This is a genomic window from Dactylosporangium aurantiacum (assembly GCF_000716715.1).
Classification (GTDB): domain Bacteria; phylum Actinomycetota; class Actinomycetes; order Mycobacteriales; family Micromonosporaceae; genus Dactylosporangium; species Dactylosporangium aurantiacum.
The window spans coordinates 167303-190844 of the sequence record NZ_JNYJ01000009.1 but is presented as its reverse complement, the minus strand read 5'-3'; the positions used below and the strand labels follow the sequence as shown (position 1 = coordinate 190844).

Genomic DNA, 23542 nt, shown 5'->3' with positions numbered 1-23542 from the left:
CCCGTGTCGCGGCACCGGACCCCCGGGTGCCGCGACACGGCCGTTTCCGCTACGGCACCGCGCTCACATCGTGGCGACGAACGGCAGGCCCGCGTAACCGAGCGCCTCGACGTACAGCTCCTCGGCGGCCGCCCCGAGCTCCGGCAGCTGCCCGTTGAGCTCCAGGTTCACCATCCCGTGCGCGACCGCCCACAGATGCAGCGCGACGCGGCGCGGGTCACCGGCACCGAAGACCCCGGCCTGCTGGCAGCGGGCCACCCCGTCCACGAGCGGCTGGTACGTGGCGTCCGCCGCCTCCCGGTCCGCCGCCGACGGCTGGAACTGCGGGACGGCCCGGCCGAACATCAGCCCGTACAGGTGCGGGCTGGACAGCGCCGCCTGCCGGTACGCGATCCCCAGCGCGGCCAGGTCGGCGAGCGGGTCGGCGGTGGGCGGCACTGCGGCGAGGGCGGCGCCGAGGCGGCGGAACCCTTCCCGGTGCATGGCCGCGAGCAGGCCCTCCTTGTCGCCGAACAGCGTGTAGACCGGCATCGTGGAGACCCCGGCGGCGGCCGCGACCTTGCGCAGCGACAGCCCGGCGGGCCCGTGCTCGCCCAGCAGCCGGGCCGCCTCGTCGACGAGCCGGGCCTCCAGCCGAACTTCATTGACGGATGCCATGCCGCCGACTATAACAATGTTATGAGCAATAACAGCGTTATCGGCGTGCTGATCCCGCTGCACGCCAGCGGCGCCACCATCGCCATGCTCCTGGGCGCCTGGAACCTGCGCCGCAACCCGAAGGGCGACCGCCCCCACCGCCTCGTCGGCCGGGTCTGGGTCGTCGCCATGTACTGGACGGTTCTGAGCTCGTTCTTCATCAAGGAGCTCACCCCGGGCCACTTCAGCTGGATCCACGGCCTGTCGGCGTTCACCTTCGTCACGCTGTCCATCGGGCTCTGGGCCGCGCTCACCCACCGGGTCGAGACGCACCGCCGGTTCATGACCGGGTCGTACTTCGGTCTGCTGGGCGCGTTCGCCGGTGCCGTGGCCGTGCCGTCGCGCGACATCCCGCAGTGGCTGGTGCACGAGCCGCTCGGCCTCGCCGTCGCCGCGGCCGCCTGCCTGCTCGTCGCGGCCGCCGTCATCGCCGCCAGCCGGCGCCGCCGCGCGGCGAAGACCCCGGCACCGGTCGAGCCGTGACAGGGCACCCGTGACAGGGCACCCGTGACAGGGCACCCGTGACAGGGCGGCCGTGACAGGGCCGCTGGGACAGGGCGGCCGTGACAGGGCCGCTGGGACGAGCGCGGCACCGTTACCCTGGCGGCGTGCGGACCCGGACCGTAGTACTGATCGCCGGCGGACTCTGCGCCGCGGCACTCGCGGCGGGCATGGTCGCGGTGGACCGCCTCGCGGCCGCCGCCGACCGCGAGGACCGCACGTGCACCCAGCAGGCCCAGGCCGACGCCGCGGCGATCCGCACCGGCCGCGACTGGACCGCCGACGACGTCCCCGGCATCGGCGACTACGTCGAGATCCACTGGCAGGCCGGCACGCTCGGCGTCCCCTGCTCGCGGGCGCCCGGCCCGACCGACTGGCGCGCCGAGGGCGTGCTGCGCCTGCGCGACACCGACGCCGCCGCGTTCGCCGCCTGGCCGGCCGCCACCGGGGCACCGCCGGTCCGGGACACGCTGCGGCCGTTCCTGCCCGAAGCGGTCCGCTGGCGGCACGGCGGCGACTTCCCGCGGCAGCACAAGGGCCGCACCGTCGACCTGTACGCCGACCCCGACCGCGCCGTCGCCTGGTTCACCGTCAGCACCGCCTGATCCGCGACCCGGTTGCCGGCACGGGTATCGTGCACCGTGCGGGGCCGGCCCCGGGCGTGCTTCCTTCTCCTGTCGTAGCCGGTCCGCCGGCACGAAGCCCTTCCAGCGCGCCCACTTCCCGGCCCCGCACTGATCACGAGGGGGCCCGGAGCTTGTCCACGACCGTCCCGACCCGGGCGCACGCCACGCCCGCGCAGCTGCTGCTGCGCCGCCGGTCCGCGGTCGCACTGTCCACCTCGGACGGACCGGGTGACGGCGGCGGGGAGCACGGCGGGGAGCACGGCGGGGAGCACGGCGGGGAGCACGGCGGGGAGCACGGCGGGCACCCGGTCGAGGGGTTGTCGGCGCGGCTCGAGGCACGCGGCTGGCGGATGTCGCCGCGGCTACGGGCGGCCCTGCTGCACCTGGACGCCACAACCCTCGCCGCCACTGCGGAGCGCCTGCTCGCCGACTGTGACCGGCTCGTGGACGCCGGGGCGCGGCCGCCCGGCGAGCCGCGGACGCTGCACCTGTCCACCGACCCCGCCGCCGACCTGACCGCCGAGCTGCACACCCTGCTCGCCCGGCCCGGTCTCCTGCCGCCCGGCGACGCCACCGACCTGCTCGCGCTGCTCGCCGCACACCCCAGGCACGACCTGTCGTGGCTGCCGCGGCGCATCCCGGCCCGGGAGACCAAGGCCGTCGTCCTCGCCTGGCTCCTCGAACACCCCGACGACACCGCCGTCGCGCGGGTGGCCGACAGCGTCGACACCGCCACCGACGTGCTGCGCATCCTCGTCGTGCGCTCCGGCGGGACCGGCTCCCTCGCCCACCGGCCGCGGCTGGCGACCGTCCCCCGGCCGCTGCGGCGCACCCTGCTGTCGGTGCTGGACCGGCTGCCGGTCGCCGGCCTGGTCGACGACATGCTCCGGCACCGGCGCGCGTGGATCGCCGCCGGTGAGAAGCTGCACCCCGCCACGTACGCCGACCGCTACCCCAACGCCGCCCACGCCTTCGCCACCGTCCGCGCCACCGAACCGCCGCAACCACCCGCCCACCCCACCCGACCACCGCGACCGGCCGCCCACGCCACCCAACCGCCGCAACCGCCGGCCGCCGCCGCCACCGATCCGCCCCAGCCGCCGGCCGCGCCGCGCGCCGCGGCCGGCGGCGGCATAGGTTGACCGTATGACCGAGACGATGCTGCACGTCAACGGGGTCGAGCTGTGCGCGGAGACGTTCGGGGACCCGGCCGACCCGGCGGTCCTGCTCATCGACGGCGCGGCCGCGTCGATGCTGTGGTGGGACGCCGCGCTGTGCGAGCGGATCGCGGCCGGCGGCCGGTTCGTGATCCGCTACGACCAGCGCGACACCGGCCGCTCCACCGCCTGCCCGCCCGGCGAACCCGACTACAGCAGCACCGACCTGGCCCGTGACGCGCTCGGCGTCCTCGACGCGTTCGGCGTGGACCGCGCCCACGTCGTGTGCCGGTCGATGTCGGGCGGGATCGGGCTGATCCTCGGCGTGGACCACCCGCGGCGGGTGGCGACGCTGACGTTCGTGAGCACCTCCACCGGCGCCGACGGGCTGCCGCCGCCGGCGGTGCGGCACCCGGCACCGACCGGTGACGCGGTCGCCGACACGGTGGCCGTGGTCCGCGCGTACGCCGGCGGCTCACCCTACTTCGACGAGGCCGCGACCCTGGACCTCGCCCGCCGCGACGCCGCCCGGGCCAAGGACATCGCCACCGCGGCCAACCATTACGCGATGCGGTTCGACCCGCCCGCCGGCGGCGGGTTCGGCGAGCTGCGGGTGCCGGCGCTGGTCGTACACGGCGACATGGACCCGCTGCTGCCGCTGCCGCACGGCACCGCGGTGCGCGACGCGGTCCCCGGCGCCCGCCTGGTCGTGCTGCCCGGCGCGGGGCACGACCTGCCGCCGCAGCTGTGGGACCGCTTCACCACCGAACTGCTGCGGCACACCGGGAACCACCCCGCCGGCCGCGACGTCACACCATCATGACGAACGATGGACGCAGGCGCTGGCCGGTGATCGTCGCGGCGGGGGTCGGCACCCTCGTCGCACTGGTCGCGGTGGTCCTGGTGGTGAACCGCCCTCCAGCCACCCCGCAGCAGCAGGCGCCGCCACCGGTCGCGTCCGGCGCGACGGACCCGGCGGCGCTGGTCGTCAAGGACGGCGACGTCGTCGAGGCGAGCGGGCAGGTGATCGCCGCGCCCGGCAAACCGGCCAGGTTCTGCGCGCCCGCGCCCGTGCCGGCGATCGGCCGGGTCGACGACGGGCCGCCGGCGTGCTCGCTCGGCGTCGACGTCGCCGGTCTCGACCCGGCGAAGCTCACCGGCGCGTCCGTCGTCAAGGGCGTCACCGTCGGCCAGGCGAAGCTGCGCGGCACCTGGCGGGCCGGCGTGCTGCAGGTGACCTGGCAGGGCCCGCCGGCACCACCCGCGGCGGTCGGGGTCGACGACACGGTGCCGTGCCCGACCCCGAAGGGCGGCTGGAGCGCCGGCGGCGGCGCCGACAACAACGCCCTGCACCAGTACATCTACGACCAGCACCCGGACCGGTTCCGGCCGCTGCGGGTCGCATACCCCGACGGCCCGCCGACCGGCGTCACGACCGGCCCGCAGCCGAAGGAGGTGACGGTCGTCGAGGTCGTCGCGGGTGACCCGGCGCAGGAGGAACGGCAGCTGCGGAAGCTGTTCGACGGCAACCTGTGCGTGGTCGCGGCGCCCGGCCGCCCCAGCATCGCCCGCCAGGAGCAGCTGCGCGAGCAGGTCAGCGCCGGCCTCGACCCGCTGATGTCCGACCCGGCCAACGGCATCTGGTCCGTCGGCGGCGACGACGTGTTCACCGTCGAGCTCATGATGCTCACCCCCGAGCTGCACGACCAGCTGCACGCCATCGGCTTCGACCTGCTGCGCGTCGAGCCGTGGCTGCGCCCTACCGTGGAGCGATGAGCACCCTGGACATCCTCGGCCGGCGCAAGCAGGTCAGCCTCACCACGTTCCGCAAGGACGGCCGGCCGGTGGCGACCCCCGTGTGGCACGCGATCGACGGCGGGCAGGTGCTCATCGTCACCGAACCCGGCTCGGGGAAGGTGAAACGCCTGCGCAACAGCGGCCGGGTCGTGCTCGCGCCGTGCGACATCCGCGGGCGGGTGCCGGCCGGGGCGCCGACGTTCGAGGGCACCGCCCGCCTCGTCGAGGACCCGGAGGGGGTCGCCCGGGTCCGCGCCGCCATCGCCCGCCGGTACGTGTCGGCCCGCTTCGGCTACTTCGTGAACCGGCTGCTGCGCCGTACCAACGACAGCATCGGCATCGTCGTCACCCTTTGACCGGAACGTCCCGCACCGGCGGGCCGCCCGTGGCACCGTGGTGCCGGGGGTGGGCGGATTGCTGATGGTGGCGGTGCCGTGCGCGGTCCTGGCCGCCTGCGCGTACGGGGCGGCCACCGCCGTGGAGCACCGCGCCGCGAGCGCGGACGCCGCGCAGGGCCCGCGGCCGGTGCTGCGGCTGGTCCGTGACCGCCGCTGGCTGGCGGGGCTCGGCCTGGACGTGACCGCCGTCGGCCTGCAGGTCACGGCCCTGGCGACCGGCCCGGTCGTGCTCGTCCAGCCGTGCCTGGTGCTGGCGCTGCCGGTGGCGCTGCTCGTCGCGTGGCGGCTCGGCGGCCCCCGCCCGAGCGGCCGGCAGCTGCGCTCCTGCGCCCTGATCATCGCGGGGCTCGCCGCGTTCTTGGCCGTCGTCGGCGACCCGGGCGACGCCGACCGTCTCGGTGCCGGGGACGTCCTCGCCGCCGGCACCGCCGTCGCCGCCCTCGGCGGGGGCGCCCTCACCGCCGTGACGCGCCGCGGTCCCAGGACGACCGCGACCGTGTACGGGCTCGTCGCCGGCGCCTGCGCCGGGCTGGCCGCCGTTCTGTTCGACGCGGTCGGCGCCGCCTGGCAGGCCGACGGTGCCCGGGCGCTGCTGCACCCGGACACCCTGATCGCCGTCGCCGTCATGGTGCCGGCCGTCGTCGCCGGGATGACGCTGATACAGGTCGCGTTCCAGCACGACACGATCGGCGCCGGGTACCCCGCGGACCTGACCGCCAACCCGATCACCGCGGTCGTGCTCGGCGCCCTGCTGCTGCACGAGGACATCCCGCACTCGCGGTGGGACCTGGCGCTGTTCGCGGTGTGCCTGGCCGTCGTCGCGACCGGCGCGTTCCGCCTCGGCACGACCTCACCGGCGTGACGGTGCCTACCCCTTGATCACGGCCGCCCGGCGCATCGCCGCCGCCGCGATCGAGTTCGCGATCGTCGGGTCGCCGCCACCGACCACGGGGTCGGCGACCATGACCACGACGACGTACCGGCCGACGGCCGCGGCGACGTACGCCACCCACCGGTCACCCTCGTCGTACGTGCCGAGGAACAGCACCGTGTCCGGCCCGAGGTGGTCCTCGGCGAGCCCGGTGTAGCCCTCGTCGCCGCCCCCGGCCCGGCACCGCACCAGCTGCTCCTTCAACGTCGCCAGGTACGCCTGCGCGCCGCCCGGCCGGTACCGGACCACGTGCTCGTACACCCGGTGCCGCCGGCCGGTGTCGTAGTCGGCGGCGAGGCTGCGCCCCGCCACCGGCTGCGGGACCGGGGTGTCCGCGCACGGCTGGGGCAGCAGCGAGTGGGTCAGGCCGGGCTCGACCGGTCCGGTCGCCGCCCCACCGAGGTCCTCCGGCTGCAGCATCACCCGGTCCGATATGCCCCGCACCCGCACCTCCGCCGCAGCCGCCGTGCCGTTCACCATCGCGCCCCCGAGCACCGCGACGGTCACCACCATCAGAAGTTTCCGCATGCCGACGATCCTGCCCATCGGTCAGCGGCAATGTACCCGGCGACCTACCCATCCCGGGTGAGTAGCAGTACTCACCCGCAACGCTACCGGGACCGCGGGGTCGCGAGCGACACCGCGGGACGGCGGCGCGCCCACAGCCAGATGACGTCACGCCCGAACGACTCCACCAGCAGCGCCAACGCGACCATCAACGCGGCCACCATCAGCGGTACCGGCACGACGCCGGCACTCGCGGCCACGAGCACGACACCCTGGGTCGCGGCGACCACCTTCCGCCAGTACCGTGGCGGGAGCGTCGCCTGCATCCACGGCAGTGACCACGTGGCGACGACGAACACGTAGCGCATCAGCCCGATCACGAGCACCCACGCGCCGACCTGGTGCGCGGCGTAGAGGCTCAGCACGAGCAGCAGCGACGCGTCGACCTCCATGTCGAAGCGCGCGCCCAGCGCTGACACGGTGCCCGTCCGCCGTGCGACCTGACCGTCGACGCCGTCCAGCACCAGCGCGACGGCCGTCAGCACGACCAGCAGCCGGACCGGAGCCGGCCCGTCGAACGAGTCCGCGGTCAGCGCGGCCACGCCACCGACGAGCACCGCCCGGGCGAGCGTCACCCAGTCGGCCGGCCCGAGGTTGCGCGCACCCGAGCGGTGCATGCCCCACGTGAGCAGGCCGCACAGCGCGGCGCCGTAGGCCGTCCCGACCAGCCAGCCGGCGCCGCCGAGGCCGGCCGTCCCGCCGAGGCCGGCCAGCAGGGCCACCTGGGCGAGAAACCCGAGTGCCGGACCGGTTCGAACCGTTTGCACCGTTCCTCCGTGACATGATGTGCGACCTTGACCGGGGATACGTCAACGGCCGCGATTTGGTTCAAGGGTGGGTGGGAGCAGATGTCGAACGCGAGGGCCTTCTGGGTCCGCGAGCCGGGTGCGGGCGAGATCCGGCCCGTCACGCTGCCCGCACCCGGCCCGGAGGAGGTGCTCGTGCGCACCCGGTTCTCCGGCGTCAGCCGGGGCACCGAGACGCTGGTGTTCCACGGACGCGTGCCGTCGAGTCAGTATGGCGTGATGCGCGCGCCGTTCCAGGAAGGCGACTTCCCCGGGCCGGTGAAGTACGGCTACCTCAACGTCGGGCAGCTCGACGACGGTCGGTTCGTGTTCTGCCTGTACCCGCACCAGACCGCCTACGTGGTGCCGGTCAGCGCCGTCCACGTGCTGCCCGACGGCGTACCGCCCAAACGTGCCGTCCTGGCCGGGACCGTGGAGACGGCAGTGAACGCCTTGTGGGACGCCACCCCGCGGGTCGGTGACCGGGTGACGGTCGTGGGTGCCGGCGCGGTCGGCTGCTGCGTCGCGAGGCTGGTCGCCGGGTTTCCGGGGGTGCACGTGCAGCTCGTCGACGTGGACAGCGGACGCGGAACCGTGGCCGGCGCACTGGGCGTCGAGTTCGCCGCGCCGGAGACCGCCGACCGGGGCCGGGACCTGGTGATCCACGCCAGCGCGACAGCCGAGGGGCTCCAGTGCGCGCTGGACCTCCTCGCGCCGCAGGGCACGGTGATCGAGCTGAGCTGGTACGGTGACCGACCGGTCAGCGTGGGGCTCGGCGGCGCGTTCCACTCCGGCCGGTTGACGATCCGCAGCAGCCAGGTCGGCACCGTCGCCCACCCGCGCCGGACGTCCGCCGAGCGCATGGCCGTCGCCCTGGAGCTGTTGCGCGACCCCGCGTTCGACGCGCTGATCGCCGGGGCGTCGCGCTTCGACGACCTGCCCGACGTGTTCGCCGCCGGCGACCTTCCCGCGTTGTGCCATCTCATCACCTATGACGGAGAGTAACCGTGTTCAGCGTGACCGTTCGTGACCACATGATGATCGCCCACAGCTTCCGCGGTGAGGTGTTCGGACCCGCGCAGCGCCTGCACGGTGCGACCTATGTCGTCGACGCCACGTTCTGCCGGCCGGACCTCGACGAGGACGGCCTGGTCGTGGACATCGGGTGCGCCCGCGACGAGCTGGCCGCCGTCGTCGGCGAGCTGAACTACCGCAACCTCGACGACGAGGCGGTGTTCGCCGGGCAGAACACGTCGACCGAGGTGCTCGCCCGGTTCGTCGCCGACCGCCTCGCCGAGCGCGTCGAGGCGGGCAACTTCGGCGGCAACGCCCGCGGACTGTCCACCATCAAGGTCACCCTGCACGAGTCGCATGTCGCGTCGGCGGCCTACGAGCGGTCCCTTTGATGCTCGTCCATGTCGTGCTGCCCAACGACATCGACGATCCAGCGACACCGAGCGGCGGCAACACCTACGACCGCGAGGTGTGCGACGGCCTGGCCGCCGCGGGGTGGACGGTGCGGGAGCACGCGGCGGCCGGGACGTGGCCCGAGCCGACCGCCGCCTCGCGGGCCGGCCTGGCAGGGATCCTCGCGGACGTGCCGGACGGCGCCCTGGTCCTGCTCGACGGTCTGATCGCCTCGGTGGTCCCGGCGGTGCTGCGCGAGCACGCGCGACGGCTCCGCCTCGTCGTGCTGGTGCACCTGCCCCTGGATGACGAGCGGGAGTGCGAGGCACTGCTCACCGCGCGCGCGATCATCACCACGAGCGACTGGACCCGGCGGCGGCTCATCGAGTCCTATGCGCTGCCCGGCGACCGGGTCCACACCGCACCGCCCGGCGTCCGCCCGGCACCGCTCGCACCTGGCTCCGGGGCCGGCACGGCGCTGCTGTGTGTGGCGGCCGTGACCCCGCACAAGGGCCACGACCGGCTCGCCGAAGCCCTCGCCGAGGTCGCCGACGTGCCCTGGCACTGCGTGTGCGTCGGCTCCCTCGATCGTGACCCGGCGTTCGTCGACCGGCTCCGCCGGCAGCTGGCCGCCGACGGCATCCAGGACCGGGTCGTGCTGGCCGGCCCGCGCACCGGCGCCGAGCTCTCGGCCGCCTACGCCGGCGCCGACCTGCTCCTGCTCGCCTCGCACGGCGAGACCTACGGCATGGTGGTCACCGAGGCGCTCGCGCGCGGGACACCGGTGCTGGCGACCGCGGTCGGCGGGGTGCCCGAAGCCCTCGGGCGCGCGCCGGACGGCTCCGTGCCGGGCCTCCTCGTCGATGCCGGCGGGCTGGCACACGGGCTGCGCCGCTGGCTCGGCGCACCCGAGCTCCGGCAGGCGCTGCGCCGGTCCGCGGCGTCGCGCCGGACCACACTCGCCGGCTGGGCCGACACCTGCGCGCGAGTTTCCACAGTGTTGACGGAGGTGGCGGCATGAGCGGCTCGGGCCGCGAATCATGTGACAGGTTCAGCTCAGGCCGACGCCGCAGCGCGGCGGAGGTGGCGGCATGAGCGGCCAGCGAAGCGGCTCGGGCCGCGAATCATGTGACAGGTTCAGCTCAGGCCGACGCCGGAGCGCAGCGGAGGTGGCGGCATGAGCAGTGTGACACCCGAGTGGCTGGCGCTGCGGGAGCCGGCCGACGCCGCGGCCCGGTCGGTCGAGCTCGTCGAACGGCTCCGGGCCCGTCTCGTGGACCGGCCGGAGCTGGTGATCCACGACCTCGGCGCCGGCACCGGCTCCATGGGGCGCTGGCTGGCGCCACTGTTGCCGGGACCGCAGCGCTGGGTGCTCCACGACCGCGACCCGGCCCTGCTCCAAAGGGCCGGCGAGACGGTACAGGTCCGGCAAGGCGACATCACCAGGCTGACCAGGGACGATCTGGACGGCGCCCATCTGGTCACCGCGTCGGCGCTGCTGGACATGTTCACCGCCGACGAGGTCGAGCGCGTGGTCGCGGCGTGCGTCGGGGTCCCGACGCTGTTCACCATCTCGGTGACCGGCCGGCAGGAGCTGGACCCGCCGGACCCGCTGGACGCGGCCGTCATGGCGGCGTTCAACGCGCACCAGCGCCGGACCACCGGCGGCCGGACGCTGCTCGGGCCGGACGCGGTCGGGGCGACGGTCGAGGCGTTCGGCCGGCACGGCGTCGAGGTGCTCGTCCGGCCCAGTCCCTGGCGCCTGGGATCCGAGCACGCGGCCCTGACGGCCGAGTGGTTGCGCGGGTGGCTGGGCGCGGCATGTGAGCAGGAACCGGACCTGATCGGGCCGGCGCAGGAGTACGGTCGTCGCCGGCTCGCCGAGGCGGCCGCGGGACGGCTCGGGGTCGTGGTCCACCACGACGACCTCCTCGCCGGCGGTGACTGAACCCCTGGCGCTCCGCGTACGTATACCTCAGACAAGAGACCCCTGCTGCGAAGGAGGTGCGGTGCCGCGGTCGATCTGGTCCTGGGTGCACCCGCTCGCCGGGGCCGGCATCCTCGCCGTCCTGCTGTGGCGGCTGGGCAGCGGCCCGTTCGTCGCCGGGCTGCGCCTGATCGACGCCGGCGCGCTCGGTGCGGCGCTCGGCATCGGCGTGCTGACCACGTGGGCCTGCGCCTGGCGGTGGAGCCTGGTCGCCGGTGGCCTCGGGGTGCGGCTGCTGCTGCGCACCGCGGTCGCCCACTGCTACCGGGCCACCTTCCTGAACGCGACGCTCCCCGGTGGTGTGCTCGGTGACGTCCACCGCGCGGTGCGGCACGGCAAGGACTCCGGCGACGTGAGCCGCGGCATCCGCGCGGTCGTGTGGGAGCGCGCCGCGGGCACGGTCATCTCGGTGCTCCTGGCGGCCGTGGTGCTGCTGGCGTTCCCGTCGCCGATCCGGCGGTACCTGCCGGTCGTGGTCGCGCTGGCGGTGGTCGCGACGCTCGTCGCCGTGCTGCTGGCCAGGTTCGTGCCCGAGCGCGGCCCGGCGCGTTGGCTGCGCGCGCTTCGTGCCGTGAAGACCGACATCCGCGACGGGCTGATCGCCCGGCGCAAGTGGGTCGGTGTCGTCGTGGCCACCGCCGTGGTCCTCGCCGGCAACCTCGCGACGTTTCTGGTGGCGGCGCGCACGGCCGGCGCCACCGCGCCATTGTCCCAGCTCATACCGTTGACGTTGCTGGCCCTGCTGGCCATGGTGCTGCCGGCGAACGTGGGTGGCTTCGGTCCCCGCGAAGGCGTCGCCGCATGGGCGTTCAGCGCCGCCGGCCTGAGCGCCACGCAAGGTGTCGCGACCGCGATGGTGTACGGGGCGCTGGTACTCGTGTCGACCCTTCCCGGAGCCGCCGTGCTGGTGCTTGCCCGGCGCGCCCGGGACCGTCCTGAGGAGACCCGTGTCTGAACTCCTGCCCGCCGCGGTCCGTGCCGAGGTGACGGTGCCGCTCCGCTTTCCCGACGGGTTCGTCACCACCGCGCGGGTCTTCACGTTCCATGGTCTCGTCGACGCGCGGGAGCACCTCGCGTTCGGCCTCGGCCGGCTGACCGACGGCCGGGTGCCGCTCGTCCGCCCGCACAGCGAATGCCTGACCGGTGACGTGTTCGGCAGCCAGCGCTGCGACTGCGGCCCGCAGCTGCGCGAGGCCGTCGAGCGTATCGCCTCGGTGGGCGGCTACGTGCTGTACCTGCGGCAGGAGGGGCGCGGCATCGGCCTGTACGCCAAACTCGACGCGTACGCGTTGCAGGACACCGGGCTGGACACCTACGAGGCCAATCTGGCGTTGGGGCACCGGGAGGACGAGCGCGACTACACCGTCGCGGCGCAGATGCTCGGCGCGCTCGGCGCCGACCGTATCGCACTGCTCAGCAACAACCCGGACAAGGCCGACCAGCTCGCCAGGCTCGGGGTGACGGTGACCGAACACGTGCCGACGGGCGTGTACCGGTCGCCGGCGAACGTCGGATACCTGGCGGCGAAGGCGGCCAGGGCCGCCCGGTTCGCCGTGTCACCGTTCGGCGGATGATGACCGCGATGAAGGTGCCGATGCAGACGCTGCGGCGGATCCGGTGGCGCCGCGGCACCACCGGGTCCGCGGCCGGCCCCGCGCCGCTTCGCGGGAGCGGCCGGGCCAAGGCGGTGGCCGCGGGGACCGCGACGACGCTCGCCGCGCTGCTGGTGCTCGCCGCGCTCGCGGCGCCGAACCAGCCGGGCCGGCCGTTCGTCCGCATCCCGCTGGAGGCGCTGCCCGGCGTCGCCGCCGTGCTCCTGCTGCCCGGGCGCGCGCGGCGGATCGGCGCCGCCGTCGCCGGCGTCGCCCTGGCGCTGCTGACCGTCCTGAAGGTGCTCGACATGGGCTTCTTCGCGACGTTCGCGCGGCCGTTCGACCCGATGCTCGACTGGCGGCTGTTCGGGCCCGCGGTCGAGGTACTGTCCGACTCGATCGGCCGGCCGGGCGCGATCGGCGCGGTCGCCGGGGTCGTCGTGCTCGTCCTCGGCCTGCTCGTCCTCGTGCCGCTGGCGGTCCTTCGCCTCACCGGCATCGTGGTGCGGCACCGCGCGACGAGCATCCGCACCGTGGCGTGGCTCGGCTGCGCGGTGTTCGGTGTCCAGGTCGTCACCGGCGTGCCGGTCGCCGCCACCAACACCGCCGGTCCGGTGTACGACCATGTGCGCCTGGTGAAGGAGGATCTCGGCGACCGAGGGACGTTCGCGGCCGAGGCGTCGGTCGACGCGTTCCACGGCTCGCCCGGCCCGCAGCTGCTCACCGCGTTGCGGGGCAAGGACGTCGTCGTCACGTTCGTCGAGAGCTACGGACGCGACGCGGTGCAGAACCCGGAATACGCGCCGCAGGTCACCGCCGTGCTCGACGCGGGGACGCGGCAGCTCGACGAGGCCGGGTTCGGCGCCCGCAGCGCGTTTCTCACCTCGGCGGCCACCGGCGGCGGCAGCCATCTGGCGCACTCGACGCTGCAGTCCGGGCTGTGGGTGGACAACCAGCAGCGCTACCTGCAGCTCACGTCGGGCACCCGCTTCACGTTGAGCGCCGCGTTCAAGCGCGCGGGTTGGCGCACGGTCTGCTTCGCGCCGGCCAACACCCGCAACTGGCCGGAGGGCCGGATCTACGGCTACGACAAGATCTACGACTCCCGGAACATGGGATACCGCGGCCCGACGTACGCCATGTCCTCGATCCCCGACCAGTACACGATCTCGGCCTTCCAGCGTCTCGAGCGGACCGCGCCGAACCGCCCGCCGCTCTTCGCCGAGATCGACCTGCTGTCCAGCCACGCGCCGTGGACGCCCATCCCGCGGCTCGTCGACTACCGCGGCATCGACGACGGCTCCACGTTCGGCGGCGGCGGGCAGAACGGCGTCCTGGAACGCACCGGCGCCCAGGTCCGGGCCGACTACCGGCAGACCATCGAATACTCGCTCAGCGTGGTCATCTCCTACCTGCGCACGTACGGAGACGACAATCTGGTGATGGTCTTCCTCGGCGACCACCAACCGGCGCCGGTCATCACCGGCGAGAACGCCAGCCGCGACGTACCGGTCACGATCGTCGCCCGCGACCCGGCCGTGCTGGAGCGGATCTCCGGCTGGGGTTGGCAGGACGGCCTCAGACCCGACCCGCAGGCGCCGGTCTGGAAGATGGACGCGTTCCGCGACCGGTTCCTGACCGCGTTCGGGCCCTCCAACCGATGACCACCGAGCCGATGACCACCGAGCCGATGACGACCGAGCCGATGACCACCGGACCTGCCGCGCTCCCCGGCGTGGCGGCCGCGGGGCGACGACCGTACGTGCTGCTGAGCTGCGCGATGTCGATCGACGGCTACATCCACGACGCCACCGAGACGCGGCTGCTGCTGTCCAACGACGCCGACTTCGACCGGGTCGACGCGGTGCGGGCCGGATGCGACGCGATCCTCGTCGGCGCGCACACGATCCGCCAGGACAACCCGCGGCTGCTCGTACGCTCCCCGGACCGGCGCGCCGCGCGCATGGCCCGGGGCCTGCCGCCGTCACCGGCGAAGGTCACGCTCACCGCGCACGGCGACCTCGACCCGGACGCGGCGTTCTTCACCACCGGCGACGTCGACAAGATCGTCTACTGCGCCTCGCCGGTCATGGAGGCGCTGCGGGCCCGGCTCGGTCGGGTCGCGACGGTCGTCGACGCCGGTACCATGATCGATCTGTCCGGCCTGCTCGCCGACCTCGCCGAGCGGGGCATCCGGCGGTTGATGGTCGAAGGCGGCAGCAGCGTGCACACGCAGTTGCTCACCGCCGGGCTCGCCGACGAGGCGCAGCTGGTCGTCGCACCGTTCTTCGTCGGCAACTCCAGGGCACCGCGCTTCGTCGGCGACGGCGACTTCCCGTGGAACGCCGGGTGCCGCGCCACGCTCGTGGACGTCCGGCAGATCGAGGACGTCGTGTTGCTGCGGTACGCGCTGAGCGACCGCTACGAGGCTCGAGGAGGTCCCTGATGTTCAGCCGGGCTTGGGGGATCGGGCGGTCCATGGCCATGTACCACGGCATACCGGGCCGGCACCGCAAGATGGTCCGCTTCTACAGCGAGTTTCTCGGGCCGGGTGACATCGGCTTCGACATCGGCGCCCACGTGGGCAGCCGGGTCCGCGCGTGGCGGAAGCTCGGCACGAAGGTGATCGCGATCGAGCCGCAGCCGGACTGCCTCAGGGTGCTGCGGCTGTGCTTCGGCCGCGACGACGGCGTCACGATCGTGCCGAGCGCGGTCGGCGCCCGGCCCGGGACCGCCCACCTGGCCCTGTCCAGCGCCACTCCCACCGTCTCGTCGATGTCGTCCTCGTGGCGGGACACGGTCGCCGAGGACCGCAGCTTCGCCCGCGTACGGTGGGACCGGTCGATCGAGGTCGAGGTGGTGACGCTCGACGACCTGATCGCGAAGCACGGCGCGCCGGCGTTCTGCAAGATCGACGTCGAGGGCTTCGAGATCGAGGTGCTGTCCGGCCTCGGTACGCCGTTACCCGCGCTGTCGTTCGAATACCTGCCGTTCGCGCACGACGCGACGGTTGCCGTGCTGGACCTGGTGCAGCGGCTCGGCCCGTACCGCTACAACTACTCGCCGATCGAGACCATGCGGTTCGCCAGCGAGCGCTGGCTGGACGCCGCCGGCCTGATGCGCCTGCTGCACCGGTTCCGCCCGCTCGGCCGCTCCGGCGACGTCTACGCCCGCCTCGACGGCGGGTGAGGTCAGGGCGGCCGGCAGCTCACACCGCCGGGGTGGCGGGCCGCGGACCCACGGCCCCGGGAACCACGGTATTGGGACTGCCGAAGCGGACGGGCACCCCGGGTGAGTACAGCACGCTGTCCGGCGGGCCGGCCGGTGCGGGCAGGCCGGCGGCGGTGACCAGGGTGTCGTCGAGGTCGAGCAGCTCGGCACGGTGCAGCGGCCACCGGGGGTGCTCGTTCGGCAGGTGCAGGGTGCGGCCCCAGGCGCGGGTGTGCAGCCCCCAGCGGGCGGTGACGAAGTGCTCCAGGGGCGTCGGCTCGGCGATCTCGGCGCCGACCCGCACGGCCATCGCGTTCGCGGCGGGGCGCGGGCCCGGCCAGCGGCGGCGGCTGGTGTACCGCAGGACGTCGCCGTCGCGGGTCAGGCGCATCCGGGCCCACTTGTACGGCAGGCTCAGCGACACGTGCGCGGTGATGACCGGCAGCAGCCGCTCGGCCTCCAGCGACAGGAACACCACGGCGCGGCGGCCGGCACCGTCGACGCTGTACAGCCGAACGTTGGTCTCGGCGAACGTGCCCAGGTACGGCAGGCCGGGGCCGCTGAACAGGCCCAGGCGCACCATCCGGAAGCCGATCAGCCCGACGTAGGTGACCCCGTCGAGCGTGTCGGGGACGGTGCCGGCCGGCAGGAACGGCGCGACCGTCTCCGGGGGCACCGCCCAGTGCAGGAACGCGAGGTCGTGCCAGCGCTGCACGAGCAGGGAGCGGCGCACCGGGCGCAGCGTCTCCGGGGTCACGTCCTCGACTCGCATCCCACCATGATGCGGCACGGACCCGGGCCGGGCCGTGCCGCATCGCGGGTGGTCAGCGCGGCAGCCGCACGACGGCGCGGGTCCAGTGCAGGCCGTCGGTGGAGCGGTACACCGCGTCCTCGTCGAAGGTGAGGTACGCCCCGGGGCCGGCGACCAGCACCCGCGAGTTGCCGGTGCGCAGCACGCCGTCGCCGAGGCCGGCCTGGTCGACCGGGTGGTAGCTCTGCCCGCCGTCGCCGCTGGCGTACCACCGGTACGGCGGGTTGTCGCTGCCGCGCACCACGTGGCTGCCGCCGGCGGCGACGTACGCGTCACCCGGCTGGTAGTTGCGCCGCGGCAGGGTCTGGGTGCGGTGGACCCGCTCCCACGTCTGCCCGCCGTCGCCGGTGCGGTACACGACCGTCTTGATCCCGGCGGTGGCGAGGGTGGTGGGGCCGACGCCGGTGGTGTCCGCCGGGTCCGGCGCGGTGATGATCATGTACCCGGTGACGCCGTCGGTGCTGGCCGGCACCCCGTACACGAAGAAGCCGTCGTCCACCTCGGTCTCGGTGCGCGCGAACACGTGCACCGACCAGGTCAGACCCCGGTCGTGGCTGACCGCGACGGCGGGCCGGTGCGCGCCGTCGAGGGACCGGCCGGTCAGCCACAGCCCGCCCGCCGCCGGCACGTCCACGACCCCCTCGATCCGCAGGTCCGGCACGGTCGCCAGGGGCGCGGACCGGGCGGTGGCCGGGTCGACGGCGACCGGCCGGCACGCGTCGTCGAGCCGCTGCGGGTCGGCGCACTGCAGCCAGCCGCCCGCCGGGACCTGCGCCACCGGTGCGGTGCCGGCGACCACCTGCGTCCAGCTGCGCCCGCCGTCGCGGCTGACCCACGGCACGTGCAGCAGCTTCGGCCCCTGCGGGTCGTCGTTGTCCTTCTCCACCGTCATGAGCAGCGACCCGGGCGCGGGCGCGGACACGTCGCCGGCGACGTCCGGCGACCGCAGCGTCCAGTTGCGCCCGCCGTCGTCGGAGCCGGTCAGCTGCGCCGTGCACCGCTGCGGGTCGCCGGGGTCGGGGCACGCCCACACCTTCGCGTACAGGTGCTCGGCGTCGGCGGCCGCGACCGACAGGACCGCCCCGTCGCGGATGCCGGGCGGGCCACCGTCCGCGCTCTGCGCCGGCGGCGCCGGCGGGTCCGACGGGGCGCCGAGCACGCCGGTACCGACGCCGGCGACGAGCGCGGCGAGCGCCACCGCCGACACGGCCAGACCGGTCACGCGCCGGCGCCGCCGCTGGAACGCCGCCGCGTACACCGCGTCGGCGGTCAACCGGCTCGGCGGCGCGTCGGCGGCGGCCGCCTCGTCGAAGCGTGCACGCATCTGGTTCACCGCAGTCCCTCCATCGCCATCAGCTCACCGTCGGCCTCGAGCAGCTCCCGCAACCGCGCCAGTCCGCGCGCCGTCTGGCTCTTCACCGTCCCCTCCGAACACCCCATGACCGCGGCGGTCGCCGCGACGTCCAGATCCTGGTAGAACCGGCACACCAGCGCCGTACGCTGCCGTGGCGGCAGCCGGCGCAGCGCGCCCGCGAACGCCATGCGTCCCGCGGCGCCCTCGGCGGTGCCGGCGTGCCCGGTCACGTCCGGAGGCTCGGCGACGCTGCGTTCCCGCCGCCGCCACACCCGCCGCGCGTCGGCCAGGTAGGCCCGCACCAGGCAGGTGCGCACGAACCCGTCCAGCGCCTCCCGGTCACGGACCTTGCGCCAGCTCACCGCCAGCCGCATGAACGCCGTCTGGGCCAGGTCGTCGGCCCAGTGCCAGTCGCCGCACAGCAGGTACGCGGTGCGGCGCACCACGTCCCGGCGGGCCGTGAAGTACTCCCGGAACTGGCGCTGCTCTTCGGTCTCTCCGCTCGGCATCGCACCTCCTCGCCAGTAGGTGCGCACCGGCCACCGGTTCGGTTGCACGCCGGACTGTCGCCGACCGCGGAGTGTACCGGTCGACGACCTATCGCCTTATGGCCATAATCGGGTACAGTGTCCCGCGTGAATGTGCAGCGACACGTACCGGCCGTGTACCACCAGATCGCGGACTTCCTGCGCGCGGAGATCGTCCGCGGCACCTACCCCGCCGGGCAGCCCATGCCCAGCGAGCGGGAGCTGTGCGAGCGGTACACCGTCAGCCTCACCACCGTCCGGCGGGCCGTCAACATCCTCCGCGAGGAGGGCCTCGTCACCTCCCGCCGCGGCGCACCCTCCACGGTCCGGGAACGCCCCATCCGGTCCACCGTGGTGATGGGCCGCGGCAGCAAGCTCACCTGCCGCATGCCCACCACCACCGAACGCTTCGCCATGAACATCGAGCGCGGCGTCCCGCTCGTCGAGGTCCGGGACAAGTCCGGCCGCGTCGAGGTGTTCCTCGCCGACCGGGTCGAGATCCTCAACCCCGAAGGGCTCGCCGGCGCCGCCACCAGGATCATGGACGTCGCCTGACCCGCTACGGCTTGAGCAGGACCTTCACCATGCCGTCCTTCTTCTCCTGGAAGCGCTCGTACGCCATCGGCGCGTCATCCAGCGGCAGGTGGTGGGTGGCGAACGTCTCGACCCCGAGCGGGTCCGCGTCGCCGGTGAGCAGCGGCAGGATCTGCGGCACCCACCGCTTCACGTTCGCCTGCCCCATCCGCAGCTGGATCTGCTTGTCGAACAGCACCAGCATCGGCAACGGGTCCGCGGTGCCGCCGTACACGCCCGACAGCGAGATCGTGCCGCCACGCCGGACCGCGTCGATCGCCAGGTGCAGCGCCGCCAGCCGGTCCACGCCCGCCTTGTCGATGAACTTCTCCGCCACCGCGTCCGGCAGGAACCCGGCGACCGTCTGCGCCAGCTTCCCGGCCGGCGACCCGTGCGCCTCCATCCCCACCGCGTCGATCACCGAGTCGGCACCACGGCCGTCGGTCAGGTCCCGGATCGCGTCAGCGACGTCGTCGACCTGCGTCAGGTCGATCACCTCGACCCCGTTGACCCGCGCCCGCTCCAGCCGCTCCGGCACCAGGTCGACCCCGATCACCCGCAGCCCACGGTGCCGGGCGATCCGCGTCGCCATGTCACCGATCGGCCCGAGCCCCAGCACGGCCAGGGTCCCGCCGTCCGGCACCGCCGCGTACTCGAGGGCCTGCCACGCCGTCGGCAGCACGTCCGACAGGTACACGAACCGGTCGTCCGACGGCCCCTCCGGCACCTTGATCGGCCCGAACTGCGCCTGCGGCACCCGCAGGTACTCCGCCTGCCCGCCGGGGACCTGCCCGTACAGCTTCGTGTAGCCGAACAGCGCCGCCCCCTTGCCCTCCGAACGCACCTGCGTCGTCTCGCACTGCGTCATGAGCCCCTGCGCGCACATCAGGCAGTGCCCGCACGCGATGTTGAACGGGATCACCACCCGGTCCCCGCGCCGCAGGTGCGCGATGTCGGCGCCGACCTCCTCCACGATCCCCATCGGCTCGTGCCCAAGGATGTCGCCCTCGCTCATGAACGGCCCGAGCACCTCGTACAGGTGCAGGTCGGAGCCGCAGATGCCGCTGGACGTGACCCGGATGACGATGTCGTTCGGGTCCTGAATGACCGGGTCCGGGACCGTGTCGACCCGGACGTCCCGCTTCCCGTGCCATACCACTGCCTTCACAAGTTCCTCCTCTGTCCTGCCTCGCCTTTCCGGCTACCCCCAGCCGCTCCCCGGAAACGACCAGCCCACCGGGGCCCGCCATGTCAGGAGCAGTACGGCACGCCAGCACGGCGAGAGGGGGCGTCCGGGGTGCGAACCCCCCGGCGGCCGCGGCGGCAGCCGCCCAAGCAACTCAGGTTCTGCTAAATCTTGACCGAACGTCAATCAGCCAGTATGAATGCATCGAGAGCGCTCTCCCGTCCTCACCGCCACGAACGGGAGACCACCCATGTCCCGATCACGCACGGTCCGACTGCTCGCCGGCGCGGGCGCAGCCCTGCTGGGCAGCGCCTTCGTCGCGCTCGCGCAGGCACCACCGGCACACGCCGCCGACCTCAACCTGACCCAGTACGTCAACCCGATGATCGGCACCGACGACAGCAACTCCCCCAACCCCGTCGGCGGCGGCGCCGGTGGCAGCACGTTCCCCGGCGCCACCGTGCCCTTCGGCATGACCCAGTTCAGCCCCGACACCCCGACCGCGTCGCCGTCCGGCTACCGCGACCGGGACCGCACCATCGAGGAGTTCAGCCTCACCCACTTCAACGGCGCCGGCTGCCCCAACAACGAGGACCTCGGCCTGCTGCCCATCACCGGCGCGCTCGGCTCCTCCCCCGGCACCGCCTGGACCAGCTACGCCTCGGCGTACACGAAGACCAACGAGGCCGCGTCCGCCGGCTACTACAAGAACCGCCTCGACAAGTACGGCGTCGACGCCGAACTGTCCGCCACCACCCGCACCGGCGCGCTGCGCCTCACCTACCCCAACACCACCACCGCCCGGCTGCTCATCAACACCAGCCGGTCCGCCACCGGCAACCGCAGCGGCTCGGTGAGCATCTCCGGCAGCAACGTCACCGGCAGCGTCACCGCCGGCGGGTTCTGCGGCTCGTCCAAGACGTACCAGATCTACTACTCGATCCGCTTCGACCGGGCACCGTCGTCCGTCGGCACCTGGAACGGCGGCACGATCAGCAACGGCTCCACCAGTACCAGCGGCGTCAACACCGGCGCGATCATCACCTGGGACACGAGCAGCAACCGCACCGTCAACGCGACCGTCGCGCTGTCCTTCGTCAGCGTCGCCAACGCCACCGCCAACCTCACCGCGGAGACGGCCGCCTTCGACACCGTGCGCGCCAACGCCAACAGCGCCTGGAACACCGCCCTCAACCGGGTCCAGGCCACCGGCGGCAGCGCCACCGAGCTGCAGAAGTTCTACACCGCCCTGTACCACGTGATGCAGAACCCCAACGTCGCCAGCGACGTCAACGGCCAGTACCGCGGCTTCGACAACGCCGTGCACACCGCCGGCCACCCCGTCTACCAGAACTACTCCGGCTGGGACATCTACCGCTCGTGGGCCGCGCTCATCGCGTTCATCGCCCCCGACGTCGCCAGCGACATCATGAAGTCGATGGTCCTCGACGGCCAGCAGGGCGGCCTGCTGCCCAAGTGGTCGCAGCAGACCAACGAGGACTTCGTCATGACCGGCGACCCCGGCCCGATCATCGTGGCCAGCGCGTACGCGTTCGGCGCCCGCACCTTCGACACCGCCGCCGCGCTGCAGCTGATGAAGAACGCCATCGCCGGCGGCACCATGCAGGGCTCACCGATCCGCGGCCGCCAGTCGGAGTACGCGTCCAAGACGTACATCCCCGGCGCACCCTCGGACTCGATGGAGTACTCGGCCTCCGACTTCGCCGTCGCGCAGTTCGCCCGGGCCACCGGCGACACCGCCACCTACAACTCGGCGATGACCCGCGCCCAGTACTGGCGCAACACCTTCAACACCGAGTCCGGCTACATCCACCCGCGCAACAGCGACGGCACCTGGCCGTGGCCGCTCAACCCCGCACAGGAGAGCCCGTACACCGAGGGCAACGCCTCGCAGTACACCTGGATGGTCCCCTACAACCTGGGCGGCCTCATCAACCTCATGGGCGGCCCGCAGACCGCGGTGCAGCGGCTCGACCACCACTTCACCGAGCTCAACGGCGGGCTGTCGCGGCCGTACTTCTACATCGGCAACGAACCCGAGCACAACGTGCCGTGGGCGTACAACTTCGCCCAACGGCCCGGCAGGACCGCCGCCGCGGTGCGGCGCGTCATGACCGAGTCGTTCACCACCGGCGCCGGCGGCCTGCCCGGCAACGACGACCTCGGCGCCACCTCCGCCTGGTACGTCTGGTCCGCGATGGGCATGTACCCGGTCACCCCCGGCGCCGACACCCTCGCCATCCACGGCCCGACGTTCCCGTCGGTGCTCATCCAGCGCGCCGCCGGCAACATCCAGATCAACGGCGGCAGCTCGTCCAGCCAGTACGTGCAGAGCCTCACCCTCAACGGCGCCGCCGTGGCGAACAACTACCTGCGCTACCCGGACCTCGCCGCGGGTGGCACCCTGCAGTACACGATGGGCGGCAGCGAGTCGAGCTGGGGCACCGGCGCCGGCAACGTCCCGCCGTCCTTCACCGACGGCGCCACCCAGCCCCCGGCCGCGCCGAACCTCGGCACGAACCTGGCGCTGAACAAGACCGCCACCGGCTCCGCCGCCTGCGCCACCGCCGAGTCCGCGGCCAAGGCCGTCGACGGCAGCCTCGCCGGCAACAGCAAGTTCTGCACCGGCACCGCCCCGCGCTTCCTGCAGGTCGACCTCGGCGCCAACCAGACCGTCAGCTCGTTCGTGCTCAAGCACGCTGGCCTCGGCGGCGAGACGACCGGCTGGAACACCGGCGCCTTCACCATCTCCACGTCCACCGACGGCAGCACCTGGACCCAGGCCGTGTCCGTCACCGGCAACCGCGCCAGCCGCACCCTGCACCAGGTCACCCCGCGCACCGCCCGCTACGTCAAGGTCGACATCGGTACCCCGGCCAACGACGGCAACACCGCGGCCCGCATCTACGAGTTCGAGGTGTACGGCGGCGGGGCCCCGACCGGCAACCTCGCCCTCGGCCGCCCGGCCACCGCCGACTCCTCCTGCGCCGCGACCGAGGGCCCCGACAAGGCCGTCAACGGCAGCGTCTCCGGCGGCACCGCCGACAAGTGGTGCTCGCTCGGCACGACCAAGTTCCTGCAGGTCGACCTCGGCAGCACCGTCCACATCGGATCCCTGGTGGTCCGCCACGCCGGCGCCGGCGGCGAGGACGCGGCCTGGAACACCCGCGACTACGACCTGCTGACGTCCACCGACGGCAGCACGTGGACCACCGCCGCCCAGGTCCGCGCCAACACCGCCAACGTCACCACCACCACGACGAACGTCAACGCCCGCTACATCCGGCTCAACGTCATCACCCCGACGCAGAACACGAACACCGCCGCGCGCATCTACGAGTTCGAGGCGTACAGCTGACCCACCGGCGGCCGCCCCCGCACGACCTGCGGTGGCGGCCGCCGCCTCGCGTCACGGG

At 73.6% G+C, this 23542-nt stretch carries 25 protein-coding genes; 18 read left to right on the top strand and 7 right to left on the bottom strand.

Annotation, left to right across the window (positions count from 1 at the left end; all coding sequences use genetic code 11):
* Window positions 1-63 precede the first annotated feature (63 nt).
* On the bottom strand, window positions 64-657 hold the full coding sequence (locus OP18_RS13245; protein ID WP_033359119.1) for a TetR/AcrR family transcriptional regulator: 594 nt from the start codon (window positions 655-657) through the stop codon (window positions 64-66).
* A gap of 21 nt (window positions 658-678) precedes the next feature.
* Between OP18_RS13245 and OP18_RS13240 the strand changes: the two genes are divergently transcribed.
* From OP18_RS13240 to OP18_RS52405, 7 genes are all read left to right on the top strand, one after another.
* Window positions 679-1179, top strand: coding sequence for a DUF2306 domain-containing protein (locus OP18_RS13240; RefSeq protein ID WP_033359118.1), 501 nt, complete (start codon window positions 679-681; stop codon window positions 1177-1179).
* A gap of 125 nt (window positions 1180-1304) precedes the next feature.
* On the top strand, window positions 1305-1802 hold the full coding sequence (locus tag OP18_RS13235) for a hypothetical protein (protein WP_156089493.1): 498 nt from the start codon (window positions 1305-1307) through the stop codon (window positions 1800-1802).
* Between the two features lie 152 nt (window positions 1803-1954).
* Window positions 1955-2965 carry a hypothetical protein gene (locus OP18_RS13230; protein WP_033359116.1) on the top strand — a complete coding sequence of 337 codons (1011 nt, stop codon included), beginning with the start codon at window positions 1955-1957 and terminating at the stop codon, window positions 2963-2965.
* A gap of 4 nt (window positions 2966-2969) precedes the next feature.
* Window positions 2970-3803, top strand: a complete 834-nt coding sequence (locus tag OP18_RS13225; protein WP_033359115.1) for an alpha/beta fold hydrolase — start codon at window positions 2970-2972, stop codon at window positions 3801-3803.
* Window positions 3800-4756 (top strand): hypothetical protein, encoded by a 957-nt coding sequence (locus tag OP18_RS13220; protein WP_156089492.1) that lies wholly within the window; start codon window positions 3800-3802, stop codon window positions 4754-4756. The genes OP18_RS13225 and OP18_RS13220 overlap by 4 nt, the downstream gene beginning before the upstream one ends.
* Window positions 4753-5133, top strand: coding sequence for a PPOX class F420-dependent oxidoreductase (locus tag OP18_RS13215; protein ID WP_033359113.1), 381 nt, complete (start codon window positions 4753-4755; stop codon window positions 5131-5133). Before OP18_RS13220 ends, OP18_RS13215 begins: the two co-directional genes overlap by 4 nt.
* Window positions 5134-5182: 49 nt before the next feature.
* Entirely contained in the window at window positions 5183-6037 is an 855-nt protein-coding gene (locus tag OP18_RS52405) for a DMT family transporter (RefSeq protein WP_156089491.1), read from the top strand.
* A 6-nt stretch (window positions 6038-6043) separates the two neighbouring features.
* On the opposite strand, the gene OP18_RS13205 is transcribed toward OP18_RS52405, so the two are convergent.
* Together OP18_RS13205 and OP18_RS13200 are read right to left on the bottom strand one after the other, a co-directional pair.
* Entirely contained in the window at window positions 6044-6634 is a 591-nt protein-coding gene (locus OP18_RS13205) for a hypothetical protein (RefSeq protein ID WP_156089490.1), read from the bottom strand.
* Between the two features lie 83 nt (window positions 6635-6717).
* Entirely contained in the window at window positions 6718-7440 is a 723-nt protein-coding gene (locus OP18_RS13200) for a CDP-alcohol phosphatidyltransferase family protein (RefSeq protein WP_033359111.1), read from the bottom strand.
* 81 nt (window positions 7441-7521) lie between these two features.
* On the opposite strand from OP18_RS13200, the gene OP18_RS13195 reads away from it, so the two are divergent.
* The 9 genes from OP18_RS13195 to OP18_RS13155 all read left to right on the top strand — a co-directional run bounded on the left by OP18_RS13195 (window position 7522) and on the right by OP18_RS13155 (window position 15633).
* Window positions 7522-8463 carry a zinc-dependent alcohol dehydrogenase gene (locus OP18_RS13195; RefSeq protein WP_033359110.1) on the top strand — a complete coding sequence of 314 codons (942 nt, stop codon included), beginning with the start codon at window positions 7522-7524 and terminating at the stop codon, window positions 8461-8463.
* Window positions 8464-8465: 2 nt separating this feature from the next.
* Window positions 8466-8864, top strand: coding sequence for a 6-pyruvoyl trahydropterin synthase family protein (locus tag OP18_RS13190; RefSeq protein WP_033359109.1), 399 nt, complete (start codon window positions 8466-8468; stop codon window positions 8862-8864).
* On the top strand, window positions 8864-9886 hold the full coding sequence (locus OP18_RS13185; protein ID WP_033359108.1) for a glycosyltransferase family 4 protein: 1023 nt from the start codon (window positions 8864-8866) through the stop codon (window positions 9884-9886). Before OP18_RS13190 ends, OP18_RS13185 begins: the two co-directional genes overlap by 1 nt.
* A gap of 156 nt (window positions 9887-10042) precedes the next feature.
* Window positions 10043-10813, top strand: a complete 771-nt coding sequence (locus OP18_RS13180; RefSeq protein ID WP_033359107.1) for a class I SAM-dependent methyltransferase — start codon at window positions 10043-10045, stop codon at window positions 10811-10813.
* Window positions 10814-10874: 61 nt separating this feature from the next.
* Entirely contained in the window at window positions 10875-11807 is a 933-nt protein-coding gene (locus OP18_RS13175) for a lysylphosphatidylglycerol synthase transmembrane domain-containing protein (protein WP_033359106.1), read from the top strand.
* A complete protein-coding gene (locus OP18_RS13170; protein ID WP_033359105.1) occupies window positions 11800-12426 on the top strand; it encodes a GTP cyclohydrolase II in 627 nt (208 codons plus the stop codon). The genes OP18_RS13175 and OP18_RS13170 overlap by 8 nt, the downstream gene beginning before the upstream one ends.
* Window positions 12423-14108, top strand: coding sequence for a sulfatase-like hydrolase/transferase (locus tag OP18_RS13165; RefSeq protein ID WP_245635363.1), 1686 nt, complete (start codon window positions 12423-12425; stop codon window positions 14106-14108). Before OP18_RS13170 ends, OP18_RS13165 begins: the two co-directional genes overlap by 4 nt.
* 41 nt (window positions 14109-14149) lie before the next feature.
* Entirely contained in the window at window positions 14150-14890 is a 741-nt protein-coding gene (locus OP18_RS13160; RefSeq protein WP_052386675.1) for a RibD family protein, read from the top strand.
* Window positions 14890-15633 carry an FkbM family methyltransferase gene (locus tag OP18_RS13155; RefSeq protein WP_033359104.1) on the top strand — a complete coding sequence of 248 codons (744 nt, stop codon included), beginning with the start codon at window positions 14890-14892 and terminating at the stop codon, window positions 15631-15633. Before OP18_RS13160 ends, OP18_RS13155 begins: the two co-directional genes overlap by 1 nt.
* 19 nt (window positions 15634-15652) lie before the next feature.
* Here the strand turns inward: OP18_RS13155 and OP18_RS13150 are convergent, their stop codons facing one another.
* The 3 genes from OP18_RS13150 to OP18_RS13140 are packed head-to-tail and all read right to left on the bottom strand — an operon-like array spanning window position 15653 to window position 18328.
* Window positions 15653-16426 (bottom strand): YqjF family protein, encoded by a 774-nt coding sequence (locus tag OP18_RS13150; RefSeq protein ID WP_033359103.1) that lies wholly within the window; start codon window positions 16424-16426, stop codon window positions 15653-15655.
* A 52-nt stretch (window positions 16427-16478) separates the two neighbouring features.
* Window positions 16479-17789, bottom strand: a complete 1311-nt coding sequence (locus tag OP18_RS13145; protein WP_156089489.1) for a sialidase family protein — start codon at window positions 17787-17789, stop codon at window positions 16479-16481.
* Window positions 17790-17794: 5 nt separating this feature from the next.
* Entirely contained in the window at window positions 17795-18328 is a 534-nt protein-coding gene (locus OP18_RS13140; RefSeq protein WP_033359101.1) for a SigE family RNA polymerase sigma factor, read from the bottom strand.
* A gap of 126 nt (window positions 18329-18454) precedes the next feature.
* Between OP18_RS13140 and OP18_RS13135 the strand changes: the two genes are divergently transcribed.
* Complete coding sequence (locus OP18_RS13135) at window positions 18455-18901, top strand: GntR family transcriptional regulator (RefSeq protein WP_063745505.1); 447 nt, start codon at window positions 18455-18457, stop codon at window positions 18899-18901.
* A 4-nt stretch (window positions 18902-18905) separates the two neighbouring features.
* Here OP18_RS13135 and OP18_RS13130 read toward each other — a convergent pair whose 3' ends face one another.
* A complete protein-coding gene (locus OP18_RS13130) occupies window positions 18906-20087 on the bottom strand; it encodes a zinc-dependent alcohol dehydrogenase (protein ID WP_033359100.1) in 1182 nt (393 codons plus the stop codon).
* A gap of 268 nt (window positions 20088-20355) precedes the next feature.
* Here OP18_RS13130 and OP18_RS13125 point away from each other — a divergent pair, with 268 nt between their 5' ends.
* Complete coding sequence (locus OP18_RS13125; protein WP_033359099.1) at window positions 20356-23484, top strand: GH92 family glycosyl hydrolase; 3129 nt, start codon at window positions 20356-20358, stop codon at window positions 23482-23484.
* Window positions 23485-23542: the final 58 nt, after the last annotated feature.